This window comes from Micromonospora sp. NPDC000668 (assembly GCF_042897975.1).
Lineage (GTDB): Bacteria > Actinomycetota > Actinomycetes > Mycobacteriales > Micromonosporaceae > Micromonospora.
The window spans coordinates 162,133-181,350 of record NZ_JBIAYP010000005.1; the positions used below are offsets into that span (position 1 = coordinate 162,133).

General features: G+C 69.3%; 13 protein-coding genes and 1 pseudogene. 5 read left to right on the forward strand and 9 right to left on the reverse strand.

Annotation, left to right across the window (positions count from 1 at the left end):
• Positions 1-440: 440 nt before the first annotated feature.
• Together ACFY29_RS25410 and ACFY29_RS25415 are read right to left on the reverse strand one after the other, a co-directional pair.
• Entirely contained in the window at positions 441-923 is a 483-nt protein-coding gene (locus ACFY29_RS25410) for a YdeI/OmpD-associated family protein (protein WP_386990170.1), read from the reverse strand.
• Positions 924-978: 55 nt separating this feature from the next.
• Positions 979-1,935, reverse strand: coding sequence for an alkylmercury lyase family protein (locus ACFY29_RS25415; RefSeq protein ID WP_386990803.1), 957 nt, complete (start codon positions 1,933-1,935; stop codon positions 979-981).
• A gap of 138 nt (positions 1,936-2,073) precedes the next feature.
• Here ACFY29_RS25415 and ACFY29_RS25420 point away from each other — a divergent pair.
• Positions 2,074-2,451, forward strand: a pseudogene (locus ACFY29_RS25420) (heavy metal-responsive transcriptional regulator); the annotation flags it as partial.
• A 421-nt stretch (positions 2,452-2,872) separates the two neighbouring features.
• A complete protein-coding gene (locus ACFY29_RS25425) occupies positions 2,873-3,751 on the forward strand; it encodes an endonuclease/exonuclease/phosphatase family protein (protein WP_386990172.1) in 879 nt (292 codons plus the stop codon).
• A gap of 30 nt (positions 3,752-3,781) precedes the next feature.
• Here ACFY29_RS25425 and ACFY29_RS25430 read toward each other — a convergent pair whose 3' ends face one another.
• Positions 3,782-4,432 (reverse strand): S8 family serine peptidase, encoded by a 651-nt coding sequence (locus ACFY29_RS25430; RefSeq protein WP_386990174.1) that lies wholly within the window; start codon positions 4,430-4,432, stop codon positions 3,782-3,784.
• 68 nt (positions 4,433-4,500) lie between these two features.
• Here ACFY29_RS25430 and ACFY29_RS25435 point away from each other — a divergent pair, with 68 nt between their 5' ends.
• Both ACFY29_RS25435 and ACFY29_RS25440 read left to right on the forward strand, forming a co-directional pair.
• On the forward strand, positions 4,501-6,915 hold the full coding sequence (locus ACFY29_RS25435) for a low temperature requirement protein A (protein ID WP_386990176.1): 2,415 nt from the start codon (positions 4,501-4,503) through the stop codon (positions 6,913-6,915).
• Positions 6,916-6,993: 78 nt separating this feature from the next.
• On the forward strand, positions 6,994-7,830 hold the full coding sequence (locus tag ACFY29_RS25440) for a hypothetical protein (protein ID WP_386990178.1): 837 nt from the start codon (positions 6,994-6,996) through the stop codon (positions 7,828-7,830).
• Positions 7,831-7,886: 56 nt separating this feature from the next.
• On the opposite strand, the gene ACFY29_RS25445 is transcribed toward ACFY29_RS25440, so the two are convergent.
• From ACFY29_RS25445 to ACFY29_RS25455, 3 genes are all read right to left on the reverse strand, one after another.
• Positions 7,887-9,482, reverse strand: a complete 1,596-nt coding sequence (locus tag ACFY29_RS25445; RefSeq protein WP_386990180.1) for an FAD-dependent monooxygenase — start codon at positions 9,480-9,482, stop codon at positions 7,887-7,889.
• A gap of 81 nt (positions 9,483-9,563) precedes the next feature.
• Positions 9,564-9,851, reverse strand: coding sequence for a hypothetical protein (locus tag ACFY29_RS25450; RefSeq protein WP_386990182.1), 288 nt, complete (start codon positions 9,849-9,851; stop codon positions 9,564-9,566).
• Between the two features lie 345 nt (positions 9,852-10,196).
• Complete coding sequence (locus tag ACFY29_RS25455) at positions 10,197-13,382, reverse strand: penicillin acylase family protein (RefSeq protein ID WP_386990184.1); 3,186 nt, start codon at positions 13,380-13,382, stop codon at positions 10,197-10,199.
• A 481-nt stretch (positions 13,383-13,863) separates the two neighbouring features.
• Between ACFY29_RS25455 and ACFY29_RS25460 the strand changes: the two genes are divergently transcribed.
• Positions 13,864-14,460, forward strand: coding sequence for a hypothetical protein (locus ACFY29_RS25460; protein ID WP_386990186.1), 597 nt, complete (start codon positions 13,864-13,866; stop codon positions 14,458-14,460).
• A 137-nt stretch (positions 14,461-14,597) separates the two neighbouring features.
• Here ACFY29_RS25460 and ACFY29_RS25465 read toward each other — a convergent pair whose 3' ends face one another.
• The 3 genes from ACFY29_RS25465 to ACFY29_RS25475 all read right to left on the reverse strand — a co-directional run bounded on the left by ACFY29_RS25465 (position 14,598) and on the right by ACFY29_RS25475 (position 19,055).
• Positions 14,598-16,940, reverse strand: a complete 2,343-nt coding sequence (locus tag ACFY29_RS25465) for a flippase-like domain-containing protein (RefSeq protein WP_386990188.1) — start codon at positions 16,938-16,940, stop codon at positions 14,598-14,600.
• 397 nt (positions 16,941-17,337) lie between these two features.
• Entirely contained in the window at positions 17,338-18,021 is a 684-nt protein-coding gene (locus ACFY29_RS25470; RefSeq protein ID WP_386990190.1) for an ABC transporter ATP-binding protein, read from the reverse strand.
• Complete coding sequence (locus tag ACFY29_RS25475) at positions 18,018-19,055, reverse strand: ABC transporter permease (RefSeq protein ID WP_386990191.1); 1,038 nt, start codon at positions 19,053-19,055, stop codon at positions 18,018-18,020. The genes ACFY29_RS25470 and ACFY29_RS25475 overlap by 4 nt, the downstream gene beginning before the upstream one ends.
• Between the last annotated feature and the right edge of the window lie 163 nt (positions 19,056-19,218).

The following is a 19,218-nucleotide window of genomic DNA, read 5'->3' on the forward strand; positions in this document are numbered from 1 at the left end:
CGCCGCCTGGGATAGCCCTGCCGAGCGACACACCGTAGGGGGCGCCGCCATGGCTGCGGCCCCAGGCAATTCGGACCATTCTGATATCCGACGGCGCCGACCGGAACGGTGAACGTGCCGAGCCAGCGCTCGGGGCATATCCAGCAGACATCACCCGAGCCGTCACCGAAGCCGTCGAGCCGGGTGCCGTCCTCGACGGCGAGCTGGTGGTGTGGGAAGGCGAACGAACCAACTTCGCCCACCTGCAGCGACGAGTCACCGCCGGCGCGCAGCTCCCCGACATCGCCCGACGCCACCCTGCCTTGCGGTTGCGTCCACCCGCGGCCGGCCCAGCCCGCGTCGTCCCCGTCAAGAGCCATTGGTGGTCCGCCGTCGTTCGTCATCGTTGCTACAGGCGCTGCTACACGCCCGCTGGCACTACCCCGCGTCGATCCGGGTCGCTAAGGGCGCGGGCGTTCCTTGTGCCCGGCTTCCAGGAGTTCGATCATCTCGGCGATGCGTCGGGGCCGTTGCTCGGGTTGGCGTTTTGTGGCGTCGATCCACCGTAGGTATGCGCGCCGGTAGAACTGGGCCAACGAGTCGAAGAACGCGCCGGCTTGCGGATGCGCGTCGAGCGCGGCGGCCACGTCTTCGGCGAGGTCGCCGCGTTGGGGCCCTTCGGGCTCGATGGTCACGGAGACGGTGTCGCCGGCTGCCAGGCCGCAGCACCGTAGCCAGGCCGGGCCGAGGGTGAACCCGAAGGCATCGCCCGCTGGTTCCACCACGGCACGCACACCCATGCCGTTGACGGTGCCGCGAATGTGGTGGGCGGGCTTGGCTCCCCAGACGGTGTCCGGGTTGAAGGGGACCGGGATCAGGACACTGCCGCGTGTGGCTGCGGTGACCGTGGCGGTGAACTGTTGATTTTTTGCGGAGCCTTGCATTGAGGCACCTCGTGTCGGGTCCGGCGGCGGCGGGGTGGTGATGGTGCTGTCGGCCTCAGGCGAGCAGCGGTTCGAAGATGTCGCGGCTGAGCGTGACGGCCTGGTTCTGGTCGAGAACAGTGGCGGCCAGGTGGGGATGGGCGGTGATCCACGCCTGAGCGTTGGGCGCGCTCGTGAAGAAGTTGATGGTGGAGCAGCAGGTGTCCACGGAGCGACCAGCGCCTCCGGTGGCTGCGTAGACGACCACCGCTTCGGCCGGCTCGTAGGTGGCGGCACCGTTGGTGATGGTCACGCGGACCGGTTGGTCGGTGTGCGGATCAGCGGAGGTGATCGTTGCGTCGGTACCGAGCATGAACGGCATGCCCAACGCGTCGATGGCGCACATCGCGAACACCTCGACATCGCCGAATGAGACCACGTGCGGCGTTGGCGTTGGGGAGAACGGGTAGGCCGCGACCAGACGCCCGGCGCTGTCGACAGCGACAAGGTCTTCCCGGGCGAGTTCGCGCAGCGCGTTAGCGGTGTCCAGGTCCGGGGCGCCGACAGCAGTGCGGATGTCGGCGTCCGTGGGGACGGTTCCAGTAGTGGAGAAGTGGCGGAGGATCGTCTGGTGCACCTGCCGGAGGCGGTCGGGCAGATGCTCGGCGCGGCGGGGTCGGTCGGTCCGGATAGCGTTGCCCGGCTGCGCGCAGCAATCCACCGGGCTCGGCTCGGCTGCGGCGGTGGCGGGTTCGGCGCGCATCGCCTGGCGCAAGGCAGCACGAATGCGCTCGCCCGTGGGAAGGTCCAGGCGACAGGCCGCCGACCCGTCACCGGTGCTGCCCATCACGTCTAAGCCGTTGACCAGGATCGACGGTGACGGATAGTCCCCCACCACCTCGGTGACAACCTCCGGCGGCAGCCCGACGTCGGCCAGCGCGGCGCGCAGCTCCTGCCGAGCCGGGCCAAGGTTCGGACACTCGGGCACGGAACGAAGCTCAACAGCAAGCTGGCGCTCTGCTGCTGCGGTCATCACAGCCCCTTTCCGTCTGGTGACCGGTGGCATGACGCACACCGCTTGGCCGTTACGGCTCTACCGGTACCAGACTGGACCTTCCAGTGCAGGGGAAGGTCAAGGGCGCGACGGCAGGAGGCCACCAATGCGGATCGGGAACTCGCCGACGCAACCGGCACTACTACCAAAACGCTACGCTTCTATGAAGCCAGCGGCCTGCTCCCACCTGCGGGACCTTGCGGGAACGGCTACCGCGACTACGACGACGGGGCGGTCGCGCGGCTCGACTTCATCCGCCGCGGTCGCGCCGCCGGGTTCACCCTTGCCCAGATCCGCGACATCCTTGCCGTCCGCGACGCCGGCAACGCCCCCTGCGGACATGTACGCGAACTGCTCGCCCAACGGCTCGACGCCATCGACGCCCAGCTGGCCGACCTGCACGCCCTACGCTCCACCGTGGCTCAGCTTCACCGGTCCGCCGCCGACGCCGAACCGGACACCTGCCCACCCGAGCAGGTCTGCCGATACCTGTAGCCGCTCTGGCTCCGAGCTTCTCCGGACGTTGACGCTCGTCGCGGGCCGCCCGCGGCCAGAGTCGATGAGCTGATCTGAATCGGCGGCGGCTTGAAGGCACCGACGGACCTCTACGTCTTCCCGACGGGGTCACCAAGGCGGGGCCGGCGGGCTCCAGGATTGGCGGCTTGCTGATAGTTGCTGCCCACTTGGGCGGGCGGACCGTATCGTCAAGCTCATCCAAGGGCCGATCCGTGGACAGTGGAAGCGGGCGGTAGCTGTGAGGATCGCGACGTTCAACGCCAACAACCTGTTCTCCCGCTGGTCGTTCCAGGCGGAGCTTTCCCGGACCGTGGCCAATCCCCCGCTCGCCGAGATCGCCACCGACGCTACTCCGGACGCAACAGGCGGGCCGAGCAGCGAGCAACCGTCAGTGGTCGAGGTGGTCCTGCCCGACGGCACCCACATGAGCGGAATTCTGCGCACCTTCCGCGGCAGACTCGTGAAGGGCAAGGACCCGAAAGCCCGGGCGTGGATCGCCCGACGCATCGCCGCCCTGAACGCCGACGTGCTGTGCCTGCAGGAAGTCGAAGACCAAGACGCCCTTGACACGTTCCACCGCGACGACCTGCGTCCCCTGGGCATCGACTACCGCTACCGGGTCGTCGTAGAGGGCAACGACCCCCGCCGCATCGACGTTGCCATCTGCTCCCGCCACCCGATCACCCGCATCAGCTCCTGGCGGTTTTGGCCCAACCCCGCCGGGGAACCGGTGTTCGGCCGCGACCTCCTTCAAGCCGAGATCGCCGCCCCGGACGGCAAACCGTTGCACGTGCTCGTCAACCATCTCAAGAGCAACTTCATCACCGACGAACACACCCTCAGCCCCGCCGAGGTCGCAGCCGCTCGAAAAGCCATCGCCGAACGACGCCGCGACCAAGCCACGGCGATCACCAAGATCCTGCGCCGACAGCGGCTGACCCGCCGCGTTGTGGTCACCGGCGACTTCAACGACGCCCCTGAGGCCGAGACCCTCGCCGCCCTGCAACAAGCAAACCTCACCGAACACATCCAACGCGGCACCACGATCGCCGGCCCCAACCGCAACGGGACCCTCATCGACGACAAGTTCGCCGACCTGTCCCCCACCATGTGGACACATCGGCACCGGGCGAAGGGCGTCACCACCTTCGCCCTCTACGACCAGATCTGGACGACCCCCGACCTGACCGTCACCGCCGCGCACGTGATGCGCCGCACCCAGATCAGCGGTGATGGGTCCGACCACGACCCCGCATACATCGACCTTGCCGTGAGCTGAGGCTGAACCGTTTACCAGAGACCCCGCCAGTTATCGGGCACCCACGCGCCGCAACGTCGACACCTGCACCCGTTCGGCCGACTTCGATCTATGCCCCAGCCCGCTTGATTGGAGCTGTCCATTTACGGCAGGGGCCAGCAGACCGTTTTGTCGGATGCAGCTGTGCCGCGGTGGAGCCGCCGCCGGGACCGCCACGGTGATGTTCACGCCAGGGGCGCTGATCTCCGGCCTCAGCGCGGAGTCGCCGGCGCCAGGGCCGCAGCTCGAGAAGTTGGCGATGTAGCCCCTGTCGGCGACCGCGACCGCGGCCGCGCTCAGCGCCGCGACGGCGGTCCTCGGTGAGCCGACTGGGTGAACGCGGTAACCACAGCCGTCCTTGCCCGCCGCGATGACGAAGAGCGCCCCGGTCTGGGCCGACAGGTCATTCACCGCGGCTTCGAGCGGGTCGACATCGGGTGGGTCGATGCTGCCGAGACACCTGTTGATGATCTTGGCGTGCACCTCTGTCGCCGCCCACTGCGTGCCGGCGAGGATCGGCGACCAGGGGCAACCGTCTTCGCCGCAGACCTTGCCCTCGGCCAGCTTCGCGCCGGGCGCCACGCCCTTGAGCAACCCGTCAGAGGCGGCGCCGCTGCCTGCGATCGAATGGCAGAGTGGGGAAGGTGACCAGGAGCCGGTCAACGCTGCAGAGGGGCGAGCGTCTTACGCGATTCTTCGGGGGCATTCAGATATCCCCCGGGGGCGTCGGGGTGACCCGGTTGGAGCTGTTCCTCGACCTGGTGTTCGTGTACGCGTTCCTGAGCGTGACGGACCTCATGGCGGAGAACTTCCGCGTCGAGGGCGTGCTCCAGGGTGTGCTGGTGGTTCTGTTGATCTGGCGTTGCTGGAGCTCATATACCGTGCTCGGCAATGTCGTGCGGGTGGACCGGGGATTCCTGCGGCCGCTCATGTTCGGGGTGGCCGCGACCATCCTGTTGATCGGCATCGCCGCGCCGGTGATCTTCACCGACCGGCCGGGGGGCTTGTTCGGGCCGTTGATCTTCGTCGTCGCCTTCCTGCTGGCCCAGTCCATCGCGCTACTGATCTTGACATACAGCGTCTCGGACAGGCCCCGAAGGCCCGTTCTACGCGCATGGTTGCCCTTCTTCGGTGGTGCGGTCCTGCTCCTGTCCGGTGCGCTGCTGCCTCGCCACCTGCCCTCGGACGTCGACGGTGGTTCCGTCCAACTGGTCCTGTTCTTCGCCGCCACCGCCGTCGACTTCATCGGCGTGCGGGCGCTCGGCACGGGCACCTGGCGGATCGTGTCCGTGCCGCACTGGGCTGAGCGGCACCGGCTGGTCATGCTCATCGCGTTGGGCGAGACGATCATCTCGATCGGCACCAGCCGCGGTCTCATCGGTGACCCACCGATCACCTGGTCCGTCATCGCGGGCTCCGCCCTGAGCCTCGTCGTGGTGGCAGTGCTCTGGTGGCGCTACTTCGACATTGCCGGATTCGCCGCCGAGCAGGCGCTGGAGCAGCAGCCGGCAGCCACCAGGTCACGACTCGGTCGGGACGCGTACAGCGTCCTGCACGTCGTGATGATCGTCGGTCTCGTCCTCATCGCCCTGGGGCTCAAACGCGCGTTGAGTTCAGTCGAGCCCGCCACCGCGGACCGTTGGGACCAGGTCGGCACATTCGTCCTTTATGGAGGTGTCATCGCCTACCTGCTCGGCCTGGTGGCCCTCGAGCGCCGCACCATTCAGTTGCTGGGTCGTAGCCCGTTGCTGGGGATCGTTCTGGTGACCGCCTTGCTTCCGATCGCGGTCCGCCTGACGCCGGTGGGCGCGGTGGGACTGCTCGCCGCCGTCCTCACCAGTATGGTCCTGGCCGACCTCACCGTCTTCCGCCGTCGGCATCACGTGCTGCACCGGCAGGCGGCGCACGCGGCGGGCCGGGCCGCCACCAGCGGAGTCACACCCAAGGAACTCTTCCTCGATCTGGTGGTCGTCTACACGTTCATCCAGGTGACGGTGTTGATGACTCGACAGCCCACGGGGGTCGGGGTAGTCCAGGCCTTGGCTGTGCTCACCTTGCTGTGGGTGGCCTGGTCCCTCTACAGCCAGGTGGGGAACGTCCTTCGCGGCGAGTCCATCCCCGTGCGGTTGAGTGTCCTTCTGGTCGTGGCGCTGACCCTGACGATCGGCATCGCCATCCCGCAGGCGTTCGACGTTGTACCCGACGGCCTGCCCGGACCACTGATCGTCGTGACCTGCTACATCGCACTGCGCGTGCTGCACCTGACGGCGCTCCTGGTCCTTCGTCGAGACCGGATACCACGCGCCCACCTGCTGCGGGCGGGCATCCCGACCGTGTCCGCGCTCGTCCTGCTGGTGTTTGCCGCGCTGGCATCCTCGCGGCCACATCCCCCCGAGGGGCTGAACCAGCTCGTGGCGGGCCTCTGGTTGACGGCCATCGTCGTCGACCTCGCCGGGGGTTACCTCGTCGTGCGGCGGTTCTGGCAGGTGACTTCGGCCAAGCACTGGACCGACCGGTACTCCCTGATCATCCTCATCGCGCTGGGCGAGTCGGTCATCTCGGCAGGAGTGGCCGTCTTCGGCCGCCCGATCTCCTGGTCCGTGATCGTCGCCGTCGCCACCAGCATGGCCCTCCTGGCCACCCTCTGGTGGGCGTACTTCGACACGGACGCCATCGTCGCGGAACGCGTCATGCACGACCGGACCGGCAACCAGCGAGCCGAACTGGCCCGCGACGCCTTCACCTACCTGCACCTGCCCATGATCATCGGACTGATGCTGCTCGCCTTCGGCCTGCGAAAGACCCTCGACGTGGTCAGCGACCCGTCAGGACCGGCGCGCGACCCGCTCGGGCACGCCATCCTTTTCGCCGGAGTGGTCGTCTACCTTCTCGCCAACCAGGCATTCTGGTGGCGCATCCAGCACGAAATCCGCTGGGTCCGGGCCACCGGAATCCTGCTGGTGGCGATCCTCGCGCCAGCGACCAGCCCACTGCCCCCGCTGTTGGCGCTGACCATCCTGACCGCCGCCACCGCGGCCGTCATTATGATCGACTCCCACCGCGCGGCCGAACTACGCCGGCGGCTACACGAGCCGCCACCGTCGACCATCCTGGCCGACGCACGGCCTGTCGACCCCATCAGGTAACCCGAGGCGAAGCACGAACCCCAAACGGGGCAGGACTCGAAGTTCCGGACGTTCTGCGACCAGCGTCGGGTCGGCTACGTGGTGGCCGTGCCCCGCAACCAACAGGTCGGACTGGGTGTCGCCACCGCCCGGATCGACACCCTCGCCGGACAAGCCCCCGACGAGACGTGGAAACGGCTGTCGGCCGGGTCTGGGTCGAAAGGGTCACGGCTGTACGGCTGGGCCATGGCCGGCCTGCCCGACCTCGACCACACCGGCCGCAGCCGGTGGGTCCTGATCCGTCGCAGCATCACCGACCCAGGCGAGCTGGCGTTCTACCTGTGCGCCGGGCCCGCCGGCACCACCAATACCGCCCTGGTCCGCGTCGCCGGCGCCGCTGGGCGATCGAGGAATGCTTCCAGCAGGCCAGAACTGCAACCGGCCTCGACCACTACCAGGTCCGCCGTCACGAGGCCTGGTACCGCCACATCACCCGGACCACCTTGCCGTCACGGCCGCCGCAGTGGGAGAGGACGGCGACATCCCGACGACGGGCTCATCTCCATCACCCTCGCAGAGACCCGCCGTCTGCTGGCACACCTGATCAACCAGCGGCGCTGCCGCAACGTCATCGATCGATGGTCGCGATGGCGCCGACCGGGCATTGTCGTGGTGCGCCGAGCACTCGACGAGGTGGGCCTGGCGACGGTGCGGATCACCGTCCGAGTGGTGGCCAGCCAGGCTGAGGCCGAGCAGCTCGGCTTCGTCGGCTCACCCAGTGTCCTTATCGACGGCCAGGATCCGTTCGCCGAACCCCACCACCGTCCGGCGATGGCATGCCGGCTCTATATCGAGGACACCGGCGTGTCAGGCGTACCACCGATCAGACGCCTACGCCAAGCGCTTAAGGAGGCCGCCGATACCACCGCGCGATGACCTCCCCGCGCTGACCGGCACGGCTGCACGGTGCCGATACTCGACGGGGCTCCGTCTCACGGCAGTGGCGAGCGGAGCCAGCGTTGCAGGTAGGTCACCAGCCCAGTCATGTCGGTGCCGGCGGACCGGTAGCCGATGTGACCATCGGGGCGGATCAGATACAGGCCGCTGGAGCCGGGGGCCAGGCCGAGCTGTCGCAACGCGTGGGCGGCGGTAGCCGCTTCACTCGCGTCGGGTTCGGTCAGCCAGTGCACGTCGAGCCGGTCGGAGTACTGCTGACTTAATGTCACGGTCTCGCCGCTCGACCAGGCGGGTGGCGGCCCGCACAGCAGCAGGTGCCACCTGGGCGTGGCCGTGAGCCGGTGGAGCGTGCCGCCTTCGGGGAGCGGGGCGTTGGGCAGCCGGTCGCCGGGTCGTGGACCGGTGCGCGATGGACGCGGACCGTCCACCGACAGCGGACTGTTCCGGTAGCTGATGCCCAACTGCGAAACCGTCCGGAACGCGGAGGCCCGAACGAACCGGGACGCGAGCACGACCGGGATGAGAGCGGGGGCGATCCGGGTACGAGCGAACCGGACGGCCGGGTTGGTGGACGTCGCGACAGTGAACGCCCGGTCGCTGAAGCGCAGCACCATCCGACCGACTGGCGCCCGTTCCGTCTCGTAGGTATCCAGCAGCGTCGAGGTGGCGCCGCCCCGCAGGGCGTGGGCGAGTTTCCAGCCGAGGTTGGCGGCGTCCTGGATGCCGGTGTTCATTCCCTGCGCGCCGGCGGGGCTGTGGATGTGCGCGGCGTCGCCGGCCAGGAACACCGGCCCGGCCCGGTAGTGGGTGGCGGCGCGGTGGTGAAGCCGGAAGTTGGTCATCCAGACAGGACTACGCAGGCGCACAGTCGCGGCGGTGTAAGTGTCGGCGAGTGCCTGCACCTCGTCGAGGGTGACCGGGGCGTCTGGTGAGACCACCTCGGCGGGCGGTCGCATGACCAGCAGTCGCCAGGTGCTCGGGTGGCCGAGTGGGAAGAAGAACAACATCCCCCGCTCGGACAAGAAGACGTGCGCCGTCCCCGTGTCGAGGCCGTCGGCCTCCAGGTCAGCCAGGACGAACGTCTGCGGATACGCGGCGCCCTCGAATCCGATCCCGGCGAGGTGCCGCACAGCGCTGTGCGCGCCGTCGCAACCCACCACATACCGGGCCGCCACCCGTTCCGCCCGGCCGTCTCCGTGCCGCAGCATCGCCACCGCGCCGTCGGCGGCACGGTCCAGACCCACCAGCTCGACACCCCGTTCGATGTCAAGCCCCACCGCCGCGAGGTGCTCCCCCAGGATGCGCTCGGTCTCCGCCTGCGACAGGAACAACAGATACGGATACGCGGTGCCGGACAAACCCAAGTCAAACAGCGGCACGGAACGCGCCCGCCCCCGTGCATGCAGACACAGCCTCACCGCGCGGTTCCCGACGGCCACCATCTCATCGGCCACCCCGAGACTGGCGAGCACCTCCAGGGTGCGGGGCTGAATCGCCAGGGCACGGGACTCGTGCACCCGGTCGACAGATCGATCTACCACCCGGACCCGCACACCCAGGGCGGCCAACTGCCCGGCCATGGCCAGTCCGGTTGGCCCCGCCCCGACCACCAGAACCTCGACGGCGCTCACCGGACATCGACCCGTCGAGAGCCGATGATCGCGACCGGTGCCTCCAGCGGGCCGGCTGAGGTACCGAACGCGATCACGTACTCAATGCCGACCATCCAGATCCCCTGGCTCGACGCGCGACTGACCGTCACGACCCGACGGTAGCCCCAGCTGCATCATCGACGCGATCTGCCGACGAAACTCATCCGGGGATCGAACGTATGCCCTGGTGCTTGTGCCAGCCTTGCCAAACAGCCGCGCGCCGTTGATCTCGGCAAACGCGGTGAGAACGATCAGCGACAGGAAGCGGCCGAGCGCTGGTGGGCGCCGAGACGGCCCGCGGCCAGCGGCGACCACGCCTTCCGGATTGAGGTGGCCAAGGTGGCTCATGTCGAAGCTGGTTGGGCGTCGGGTTACCTCTGGCCTCGTCCCGGATCTCGTCGCCACTGACTTCGACGGGAAATTGCGTCGGCTCGGCACGATGGGCGTTCAGCCCCCTCTGCCTGATCAACTCGGCACTGACGCTGAACGACCTGCTCGACGTGGAGGCCGACGCCTGGCGCCGCCGGTAGAGCGCCTCAGCCGAGATGGCTGCGACGTGGATCGTCGTCCCCGCCCGGACCGCCGGCACCACGATCGCGTTCGGGAGAGCCTGCAGGCCCCGCCCGCCGGCCGTGGCGCTGCGCACGCCCCGCAGGGGCCGGCGGGTGGTTCCCGCCGGCCCTCCGGCCGAGGTCACCGTCCATAGAGCTCGAATTCGTAGAGCGAGAACCCGTACGAGGTGGCCCGGTTGACCCCGTACACCCGCACGTAGCGGGCGCTTACCGGGGTGAAGGTGGCGTTGTCGACGCCGCCGTTGCCGGTGGTGGTGCTGAACACCGGCTGCCAGGAGGTACCGTCGCCGGAGACCTCGATCCGGTACCCGATGCCGTACGCGGATTCCCAGCGCAGCACCGCCCGGCTGACCGTCCGGGCCGCGCCGAGGTCAACCCGGAGCCACTGGTTGTCCTTGTAGCTGCTGGACCACCGGCTGCCGAGACTGCCGTCGACTGCCTTGTCCGGGGTATTGCTGGTCAGGAACTGGGTGCTCGACGCGGTGGCCGGACGGCCCTGCGCCAGGTTGGTGACGTTGTCGCCGCGTCGCGCCGGAAACGAGACGACCTGCTGGTAGGTGGGACGGTTCTGCCAGGCGATCAGCGGGTGGGTGATGCCGCCGAGCCCGGACTGGGCGATGGAGTCGGCGCACCACTGGTCGCCGGCCCCGCAGGACGTGTCACCCGGGTAGACCGTCATGGCCGGCACCGCGGCGGCGCGGCCGAGCGTCTCGAGCAGCGCCTGCCGGCACGCGCCAAGGTTGCCGTTGCCGCAGTACGCGCGCCCCAGCCCGCCGGCGACGGGGTCGCCGAGCACGGTGCGCAGGTCCTTGTCGACGTAGCCCCACCAGCCGTACTGGAACGACGAACCCTTGTGCGCCTGCCCTTGCAACGCCCAGCTCACGGCGCCGTCACGCCCGCCGTTCTGGCCGCCTGACGGCGCCTCGTTCACCTCGATGGCATCGACCAGGGCGGCATACAGGTCGGGCCCGAGGCCGGATCGGAACTGGGCCGCGGCCAGAAGCGGCCACCAGGCGTCGAAGATCCGGATAGCCTCGGCGTGCTGGTAGACCTTGGAGCCGGGTGACGTCTCCACCCGGCGGGAGCCGGCCTGCTGCCAGGCCCGCAGTTTGCTCACGGCGGCGGCCAGCGCCGGGTCGGTGACCGGGGTGCTGTCGAGCACCCGCAGCAGTTCGCCGAGAACCTGCTGGCCACGCAGGTCGGTCACCGCCGCCTCGGCGGTGATCTTCACAATGTCGGCGCGGCCGAGCTTGCGCTGGGCGATGGCTGCGCGCACCGGACCGTCGAGCAGTTGACCCCGGTGCACCGCGCCGTAGCTAAAGTTGCCGTCGGCCGCGGCGAAGTCCTGCGCCTGCTTGTTGTTCCAGCTGACGTAGTAGTCCTGGTTGACTGACTGCGGGTGAGCCGACGCCGGGGTGTAGGTGGCGTCGTTGGTGTCCGGGTTCCAGCCCACCCACTCGTAGGCCGGCTCGGCCTTCGTCGGCAGGTTCGGGTCGGCGGTGGCGGGCCGGACCGGGTTCGAGCCGGAGTTGAAGTACGCCGCCTCGGTCGAGTTGACGTAGAACCAGTTGAACGCGTACCCGACGTTGGCCGCGGACGCCTGGAACGCCGCCGCGCTGCCCATGGCCGACGGGTCGTTGTACGCCTGGAAGCCGATCGCCGAGTCGGCCTCGTGCCGGTAGGTCGAGCGCAGCCTGGTGAACGCGGTCGGCTGCCCATTCACCAGGCCCCGGTAGGCCACCAGCCCATACTTGGTGCGCAGCGCGCGCAGCGTGTACGAGCCGGCAGGGGTGGAGTCGGCCAGCGTCGGCGACCAGGAGTTGCGCCGCTCCAGCACCTCCATAGCCAGGCACTGGCCCCGGTGGAGGTAGCGGTTGGAGCGTAGCGTCGGGGCACTGCCGTCGGTGGTGCACAGCGGCACCGCGTACGTGTCGGTCAGGTCCTGGGAGGCCGAGGTGGCGCTCCAGGCGTAGTCCTGACCTCGACCGAGCAGCACGTAGAGGTTCAGCCCGGCGAACGCGGCGCCGCGCGCGCTGATCCCCGGCCCTTGGAGTTCCTGGAGCATGAGCAGCTGCGGGGCGAAGTAGCCGGTCTGCGGGCCGAACACGGCGACCGGGTTGCCGGTGGTGGTGTTCCGGCCGGAGACCACCACCGCGTTGGACATGCCGTGTGCGCGCAGGTTGGACAGCCCGCCGAGCAGCCCGTGGGTGGCTGTGCTGGCACCGGCGCGGGCGGCGGCCCCGCCGCTCTGTTCGTAGGCGAGGGGCTCGGCGATCACCGTGCCGGCGTCGGGGAGTACCGCGCTGGTCGCGCCCGGCGGTGTCGTGCCGTAAGGGAAGCTCTGCCCGTCGTGCAGCGTGAGCACGGTTTCCGGGTCGTTCTGCGAGCGGAACGCCTGCCAGACCCGGTCGCCCTCGGTGGTGCCGTACTTGGCCCGGGCGGCCACCCGGACCAGCGCGGACTGGATCTCGCTGCCACCGCCCCCGCCGAAGAGCCCGCCAACCACACCGGCGGTGGCGATCAAATCGGTCATGGTGAAGTGCTTCGGCTTGCCAGCGCCGGTCAGCACGTATTCGCCGGGGTAGTTGTCGTCGGCGATCGACTTGTCAATGTAGGCGTTGATACCGGTGATGTAGTCGACCACGTCGGTGTAGAGCTGCTGGCCCCGGGTGCCCTTGAGGCGCAGCGCGTCCACCTGCGCCTGGAGGTCCGCCTCCGCGTAGGGCGAGTTGGCCCAGATGCTCTGCTCCAGCTCACGGTTGCCCGGCGCGCCGCCGGCGAACGAGGTGAGCGTGCCGCGACCGGCGTGCCGCAGCAGGTCCATCACCCAGAGCCGGTCCTGGGCCCCGGCGTAGCCGGCGCCGAACATGGTGCCGGCGCGGGTGGTGCCGCTGACGTGCGGGACGCCGGTGGCCTTGTCCCGCACGATGGTGACGTCCGCCCGCGGCGAAATGGTGCTTTCGACCTGCGCGGCGGGGACGCCGAACGAGGCGTCGTTGTAGAAGTGGGCGATCTGCTCGTCGGTCAGCCCGGCGTAGTTGTAGACCAGGTTCGCGTACTCGTCGAGCTGGTCGCTGGAGTGTGCCGGGCGCGTGCCGAGCGTCTGGTGGGCCAGGATGGCGACCAGCGTGGCGTTGCCGTTCTGCCCCGGGGGCAGGATGTCGGCGCACTGGCCGAGGCAGTAGTCGTCGGGGGTGAAGGTGGTGGCGGCGAGCGCCGGTGACGGCGGGATGACCGTCAGGACGCTCGTGGTCAGGGCGGCGGCGGTGAGCGCCGCGAGCCGGGCGCGAAGGGCGGGTCTGGGCATGGCGATCCTCCGGGGACGCGGAGTCGGGCCGTTCGGTACGCCCGGCTGCTGGTGCCGACCTCTCGCCTCCGTGCCCGGGCGTTCCGCCTGGAGGTGAGAATGACTCATGTCAATCTGGGGCAATGATCGGCGCAGGACCACCGTCCGGGATAGCCGTCGTTCACCACGAGCCAATGCCGACGTTTCGCCGTCTTCCGCCGCCCGGAACCGGCACGGTGGGGGTGGCGCCGTTGCCACCCCGTGTTGCTCTTCCGCTGGTGCGACCAGTCACCAACTCCGTCCGCCGAGCAGTTCCAGCGGAGCGGTGACGGGTCCATAGCTGCGCAGCGCGTCCTGGAAGCCGCTGGTGTAGCTGGGCGGGCGATGCGAGTCGGACGCGGGCCCGAATGGCTCATCGACAGGACCGGTAGGGCTGGTTTGGGGCGATGGCCACGAGATGCCCCGCTGCTGGGTCCTCGTACGCGCCAGTGATACTGGGTCAGTGCGAGGATCATGGGTTCATGTCGGCCGGCTGTGGACCAACGGTGAACCGTTCCTCGCTATCGACGCCATGCGTCGGAGCGAATGGTGCGGTTACAGCAACGACGACTTCGAACGGGTCGTTGACATGGCGACAGAGGACACCGCCATCGTCGTCGGGGCTGGCAGGGCGGCTCTGGTCGGCGGGGACGGGGTTGTCCGCGACGACAGTTGGGTTGAGGTCTTCCAGTCCGAGGGCGGCACGCTCGCCTTCGTGCAGGCATCTGGGCCCAACTACCCGCGTGTGCTCGCTGCAGCACTGGAGTATCCGGACGCCGAGGACGACGACGGTGATGACCTCGCCGTCGGCAGTGGTGAACTGGCGGTCTTCAGCACAGCAATCGACGGCGCCGGCGAGTACTCGGCCCCGTTGTTGCCGGCACGGCCAGGGCCGGTGCCAATCGTTCACGGTCCACCGCAGCGAGAGCCTGACCCGGGCATGCTGATCCAGACGGGTGACATCACAGCGTATCGGTTCAAGATCCGGTGGTACACCGAACTGGACGACGAAAGCTGCTTTGCGCGCTGGCTCCTTATCCCTGCTGGAGACGATCGCTGAGGGCGCTACAGGCGCGGCCGCTGAACCCGGACATCGCACCAGTGCAACGTTGCCCTGGTGTCGTGTGCCCTTGGTGGTCCGCTCCCGTCGAGTGTGGGCCGCAGCGCTGGTCGTCGTCTCGTTCTGCGCAGTCGCGGTTACAGCAAGCGGTGACGGGTCATGTGGCGGAGGGCCAGGTAGCCCGGCGGCACCGGGAGCCAGAAGGTCGCGAGACGGTAGATCAGGACGCCGGCGACGGCGGTGTCCAGCGGCACTCCGTAGAGCAGCAGGCCGGAGACGAGCGCGGCCTCGGTGGCACCGAGCCCGCCGGGGGTGGGCGCGGCGGAGGCGACGCCCTCGCCGATGACGCAGACCAGGATCACCGGAGGTAGTAGCGCGATGTCGACGGGCTGGCCGGTGGCGAGTAGGGCGAGGTAGAGGCAGAGGCCGTAGGTGAGTGTGAGCGTCACGGACGCGGCGACGAGCCGCCGGAGACGGTGCTGGTGAGTCAAGGTGCGCAGGGCGGCGATGACACGGCCGGCCGCCGCGCGTGCGCGCCGCCGGATGCGGGGTGCGGCGAGGACGGCCGCGAGGACGAGCAGCGCGACGAGGGCGCCCAGCAGCAGCGGCAGCGCCTTGGTCGCGCCGTGGGTGAGGGTGCGGGCGGGCTGCCGCGCGAAGGGCAGCAGGATCGGCAGCAGCACCACGAGCGAGACCACGCCGGCGGTGCGGGAGACGACCACGGCGGTGACCGCCGCCGCGGTGTCGAGTCCTTTCTGGTGCAGGTAGCGCAGGCTGAGCACGGCACCGCCGAGGCTGCCGGGGGCCAGCCGGTTCGCGAACGACGCTGCGACCTGCACCAGAGTGGCCTCGCCGAGCGGTACCCGGTTGGCCGCGGCCAACCGGAGCACGACGGCGCTGAGGAGGTAGGTGAGGGCCGAGCCGAGCAGCGTTGCCACGACGGCCACCGGGTTCGCGTGCACCATCAGGTGGATTGCGGTGCGTAGCTCGCCAAGTTGCGGGAGCAGGAGGTGCACGATCAGCCCGAGGACCACCAGCAGGAGGATGTCCCGCGGCGCTGCCCGGACCACCTTGGCCGGGGGCCGCTCCCGGTCCGGGCAGCGCCGCAGGATCTCCTCGCGGAGGCACTTCAACAGGCCGGGGTGGGCGCGTAGGACGTTGCGGCCGGCGCGGGAGAGCACCGGCGGTTGCAGGAACGGGACGCTGTCCGCGACCGTTTCGGCGCCGAGTCGGTCGACTGCGGCTGCGACCACACTGGCCGGGTCGACCCGGGTGGCGAGGGCGACCAGTAGTTCGACGATGTCCCGGGCCCGCTGGTCGGCCGGGGCGTCGTCGACGCCGAACCCGAGGTCGACCAGGTACGCGCGGTCGCCGTCGACGAGCACGTTGGCGGCCCGCAGGTCGCGGTGCGCAATGCCCGCCCGGTGCAGCAGCGCCACCTGTCCCCATGCGTCCCGCACGGCGGCGATCGGGACCGGCCCGACGACGGCGCCGAGCGGGGCCGCGTCGATGAACTCCTGCACCAGCAGGGCGTTTCCGCCGGGTGCGGTGGCGGTCGTGACGACGGCCGGGACTCGGACGCCGGCGCGTTCGGCCAGCAGGGTCAGGTAGGTTTCGTGTTCGCTCTGCTGCTCGGGACTCAGGTATGGCGGTGCGTCGGCGACGTGCCGGTAGCGCAGGCTCCGGTAGAGCTTGTAGGCCCAGTCCGCATCGCGTTGCTGGCCGCCGGTCACCTTCACGAACAGCCGCTGTCCATCGGTGGTGACCGCCTGCCACGGCTGGGAGCCGCGGGCGTCACCGCCGATCGGTTCCAGCCGCCGCACGTCGAATCCGCGTCGCCGCAGCGTCTCGCGTAGATCGTGGGTGGACTGCTGCGGTCCGACCTCGCCGACGGCGAGCCGGGTCAGGCCTACCGCGAGCCAACCGACGAGGATCCCACCGAGGGCGTCGACCGGCAGATGAGCGCCGACGTGGATCCGCGCTACGGCGACCAGAGCGATCACCGTCCAGGCCAGGCGGCGCCAGCGGGAGTTGCCGGCCTGCGCCACGACGAGGGCCAGGGCGGTGGCGACCGCGACGTGCCCCGAGGGGTAGCCGAGCGCTCCGGTGATCGTGTCCCGGAGGGTCAGTTCGGTCAGCAGCGCCGCCGGTCGTTGCCGGGCGACTGCGGCCTTGACGGCGACGGCGAGCCAGTACGCGAGGTTGCCGGCCAGCAGGAAACGCCACGCGACGCCGGTGCGCCGCAGGATGACGGCCGCCGCGGCGGCGACGAACACCGCCGCATATGAGCCGGCCTGCATGACGACGACCAGCACCGGCGTCAGCCCTGAGGGTAGGTGGTTGATCAGGACGAACAGGTCCCGTTCCCACAGCGCTACGGGTCGGTGCCGCACCAAGACGCTGACGACGACCAGCAGACCGGCCGAGACGGCCAGGCTGACCAGCAGCGCCGGCGACGGGCGATGCCTCCGCGTTACCACCGGTCCTCGGCTGACCCCTCATCCGGCTCGATTCCCGCTGTCGGTCCGAACCCTACGGACCGCCCGCGGGCGGAACGGTTCTTGCCCGAAAATCAACCCGCTAGGGGCGACAATCAGCAGGTGGACAAGGTAATCGCGGTGCTCAGCGGTTACCGCCGGGCGTCGTCCTGGCCCTGGTGCTCGTGTTGCCGGCGCTGGAGTCCGCTCGCGGGAGTGCACTCGCCGGACCTTGCCGCAGCCTGCTCGATTTCGAGCGACTACACACCAGACTCCCGGGGCTTGTGAGCTGACGGCGATCACGGTCGCGCGGAGGATGCTGTGGGCGGCGGTCAGGTCCGCATCTTGGTGGAGCACGTCTTGGAAACCGGTCGACTGTTGGGCGTCTCGAGAACAGTGGTTACTGCATCGGTGTGGGCACTTTGAGTCGGCCGTCGTGGACCTCGGCGATCTGGTCCACTGCGGCGAGGCGGGTGTGGTCGTGGGTGACGAGCACGGTGGCGGTGGCCTGTTGATGGGTGAGTCGGGTGATCAGGTCGATGATGGCGGCACCTCTTTGGTGGTCGAGTGCGCTGGTGGGTTCGTCGACTAGGAGCACGGTGGGGTCGTTCATCAACGCCCGGGCGATGTTGACGCGCTGGCGCTGGCCGCCGGACAGCTGGTGGGGGCGCCGTTCTGCCTGTGCGGCAAGGCCAACGTTGTCGAGCAGTTCCATGGCTCGGCTGCGGGCCTTGGCCGGGGAGCGTCCGTCGAGGTGTGCCATGACTTGGAGTTGTTCGGCTGCGGTGAGCGACGGCAGCAGGTTGGGCTGCTGGAACACGATGCCGATCTTGTTCCGGCGCAGGGTCGTCAGTTCTCGGCGGCTCAGGCCGGTGGTCGTGGTGCCGTCGATGGTGACGGTGCCGGCGTCGGGGCTGATGAGGGTGGCGGCGACGGCGAGCAGGGTGGACTTTCCGGAGCCGGAGGGGCCGACGACGGCGGTCAGGCTGCCCTTGGGCACGTTCAGGGTGACGTGGTCGAGGGCGGTCAGGCGGGTGTCGCCGTCGGGGTAGGTGAGGGTGATGTCGTGCACGTTGAGGCTCATCGGGCGCTCCCCAGGGCGGTCAGCGGGTCGACGGAGGTGATGCGACGGATGGACAGGGCGGCCCCGAGTGCTCCGAGCGCGATCATCACGGCGGCCGGGACGAGGATGGTGGCGGGAGTGAGGATGAAGGGCACGGCGGCGCCGGCGACGAGGGCGCCGAGGCCGGCGGCGAGGCCGGTGCCGAGCAGTGTGCCGCCGGTCAGCAGGACGACGGCTTGGCCGAGCGCGTCCTTGAGCAGGTTGGTGGTGGAGGCGCCCAGGGCTTTGAGTACGGCGAGGTCGGCGCTGCGCTGGATGGTCCAGACGGTGAAGAAGGCGCCGATGACGAGTGCGGAGATCGCGAACAGGAAGCCGCGCATGAGCTGCAGGGAGCCGTTTTCGGAGGTGTAGGAGCCGATCGCGGACAGTGAGTTGGTCTTGGCGACCGTTGTGGTGCCGGTGGCCTTGTCGGCGGCCCGTACGTCGGCGTCGGTGGTGGTGTTCAGGGCGATGACGGTGGCGGTGGGCCCGTTGGGCTTGTCGGTGGGAGGTGCCAGCTTCTGCCACAGGTCCAGGCTGGTCCAGACGACGGGGGTGTGGCTGAAGGAGGCGTCTCCGTGCACGGCGGCGACGGTCACCTGCTGCCCGCCGAGGGTGAAGGTGTCGCCCATGGCTACATCGAGGTTGTCAGCGGCGGTGATGGACAGGACCGCCGCGCGTTCGTTGATCTTGCTGCTTGCTGGGGCAAGCGGCGAGCCGGGCTGGACGCCGAAGGCGGAGACCCCGATGGTCTTGTCGCCGGCGGCGGCCTTGGTGGTAGTGATGCCCAGCGGTTGGGCGTTCTGCACGCCCGGGGTCCGGGCCCACTGCTGCCATTGGTTCTCGGTGACGGTGGAGTTCGAAAACGACAGCTTCTCACCGGTGCCCGTCGCGTTGAAAGCGATCTTGTTGGCCGCCAGGCCGGTGATCGCGGAGATGTTCTGCTGCCCGAGGCCGGCGGTCAGCCCGGACAGCAGCCCGACCATCAGGGTGATCAGCACGATGACGGTTCCCATCAGGGCAAAACGCCCTTTGGCGAACTTCAGATCTCTCCAGGCGACGAACACGGCTTTGGCCTGCCCTTCATGGGGTGGAAGCGGTAGGTCCCTAGCGTCGCCGCGCACCCTCTGAGTCCGCGTCTGGCGCAGGGCAGCTCCTGGTGCGTCGAAAGGCTGCACG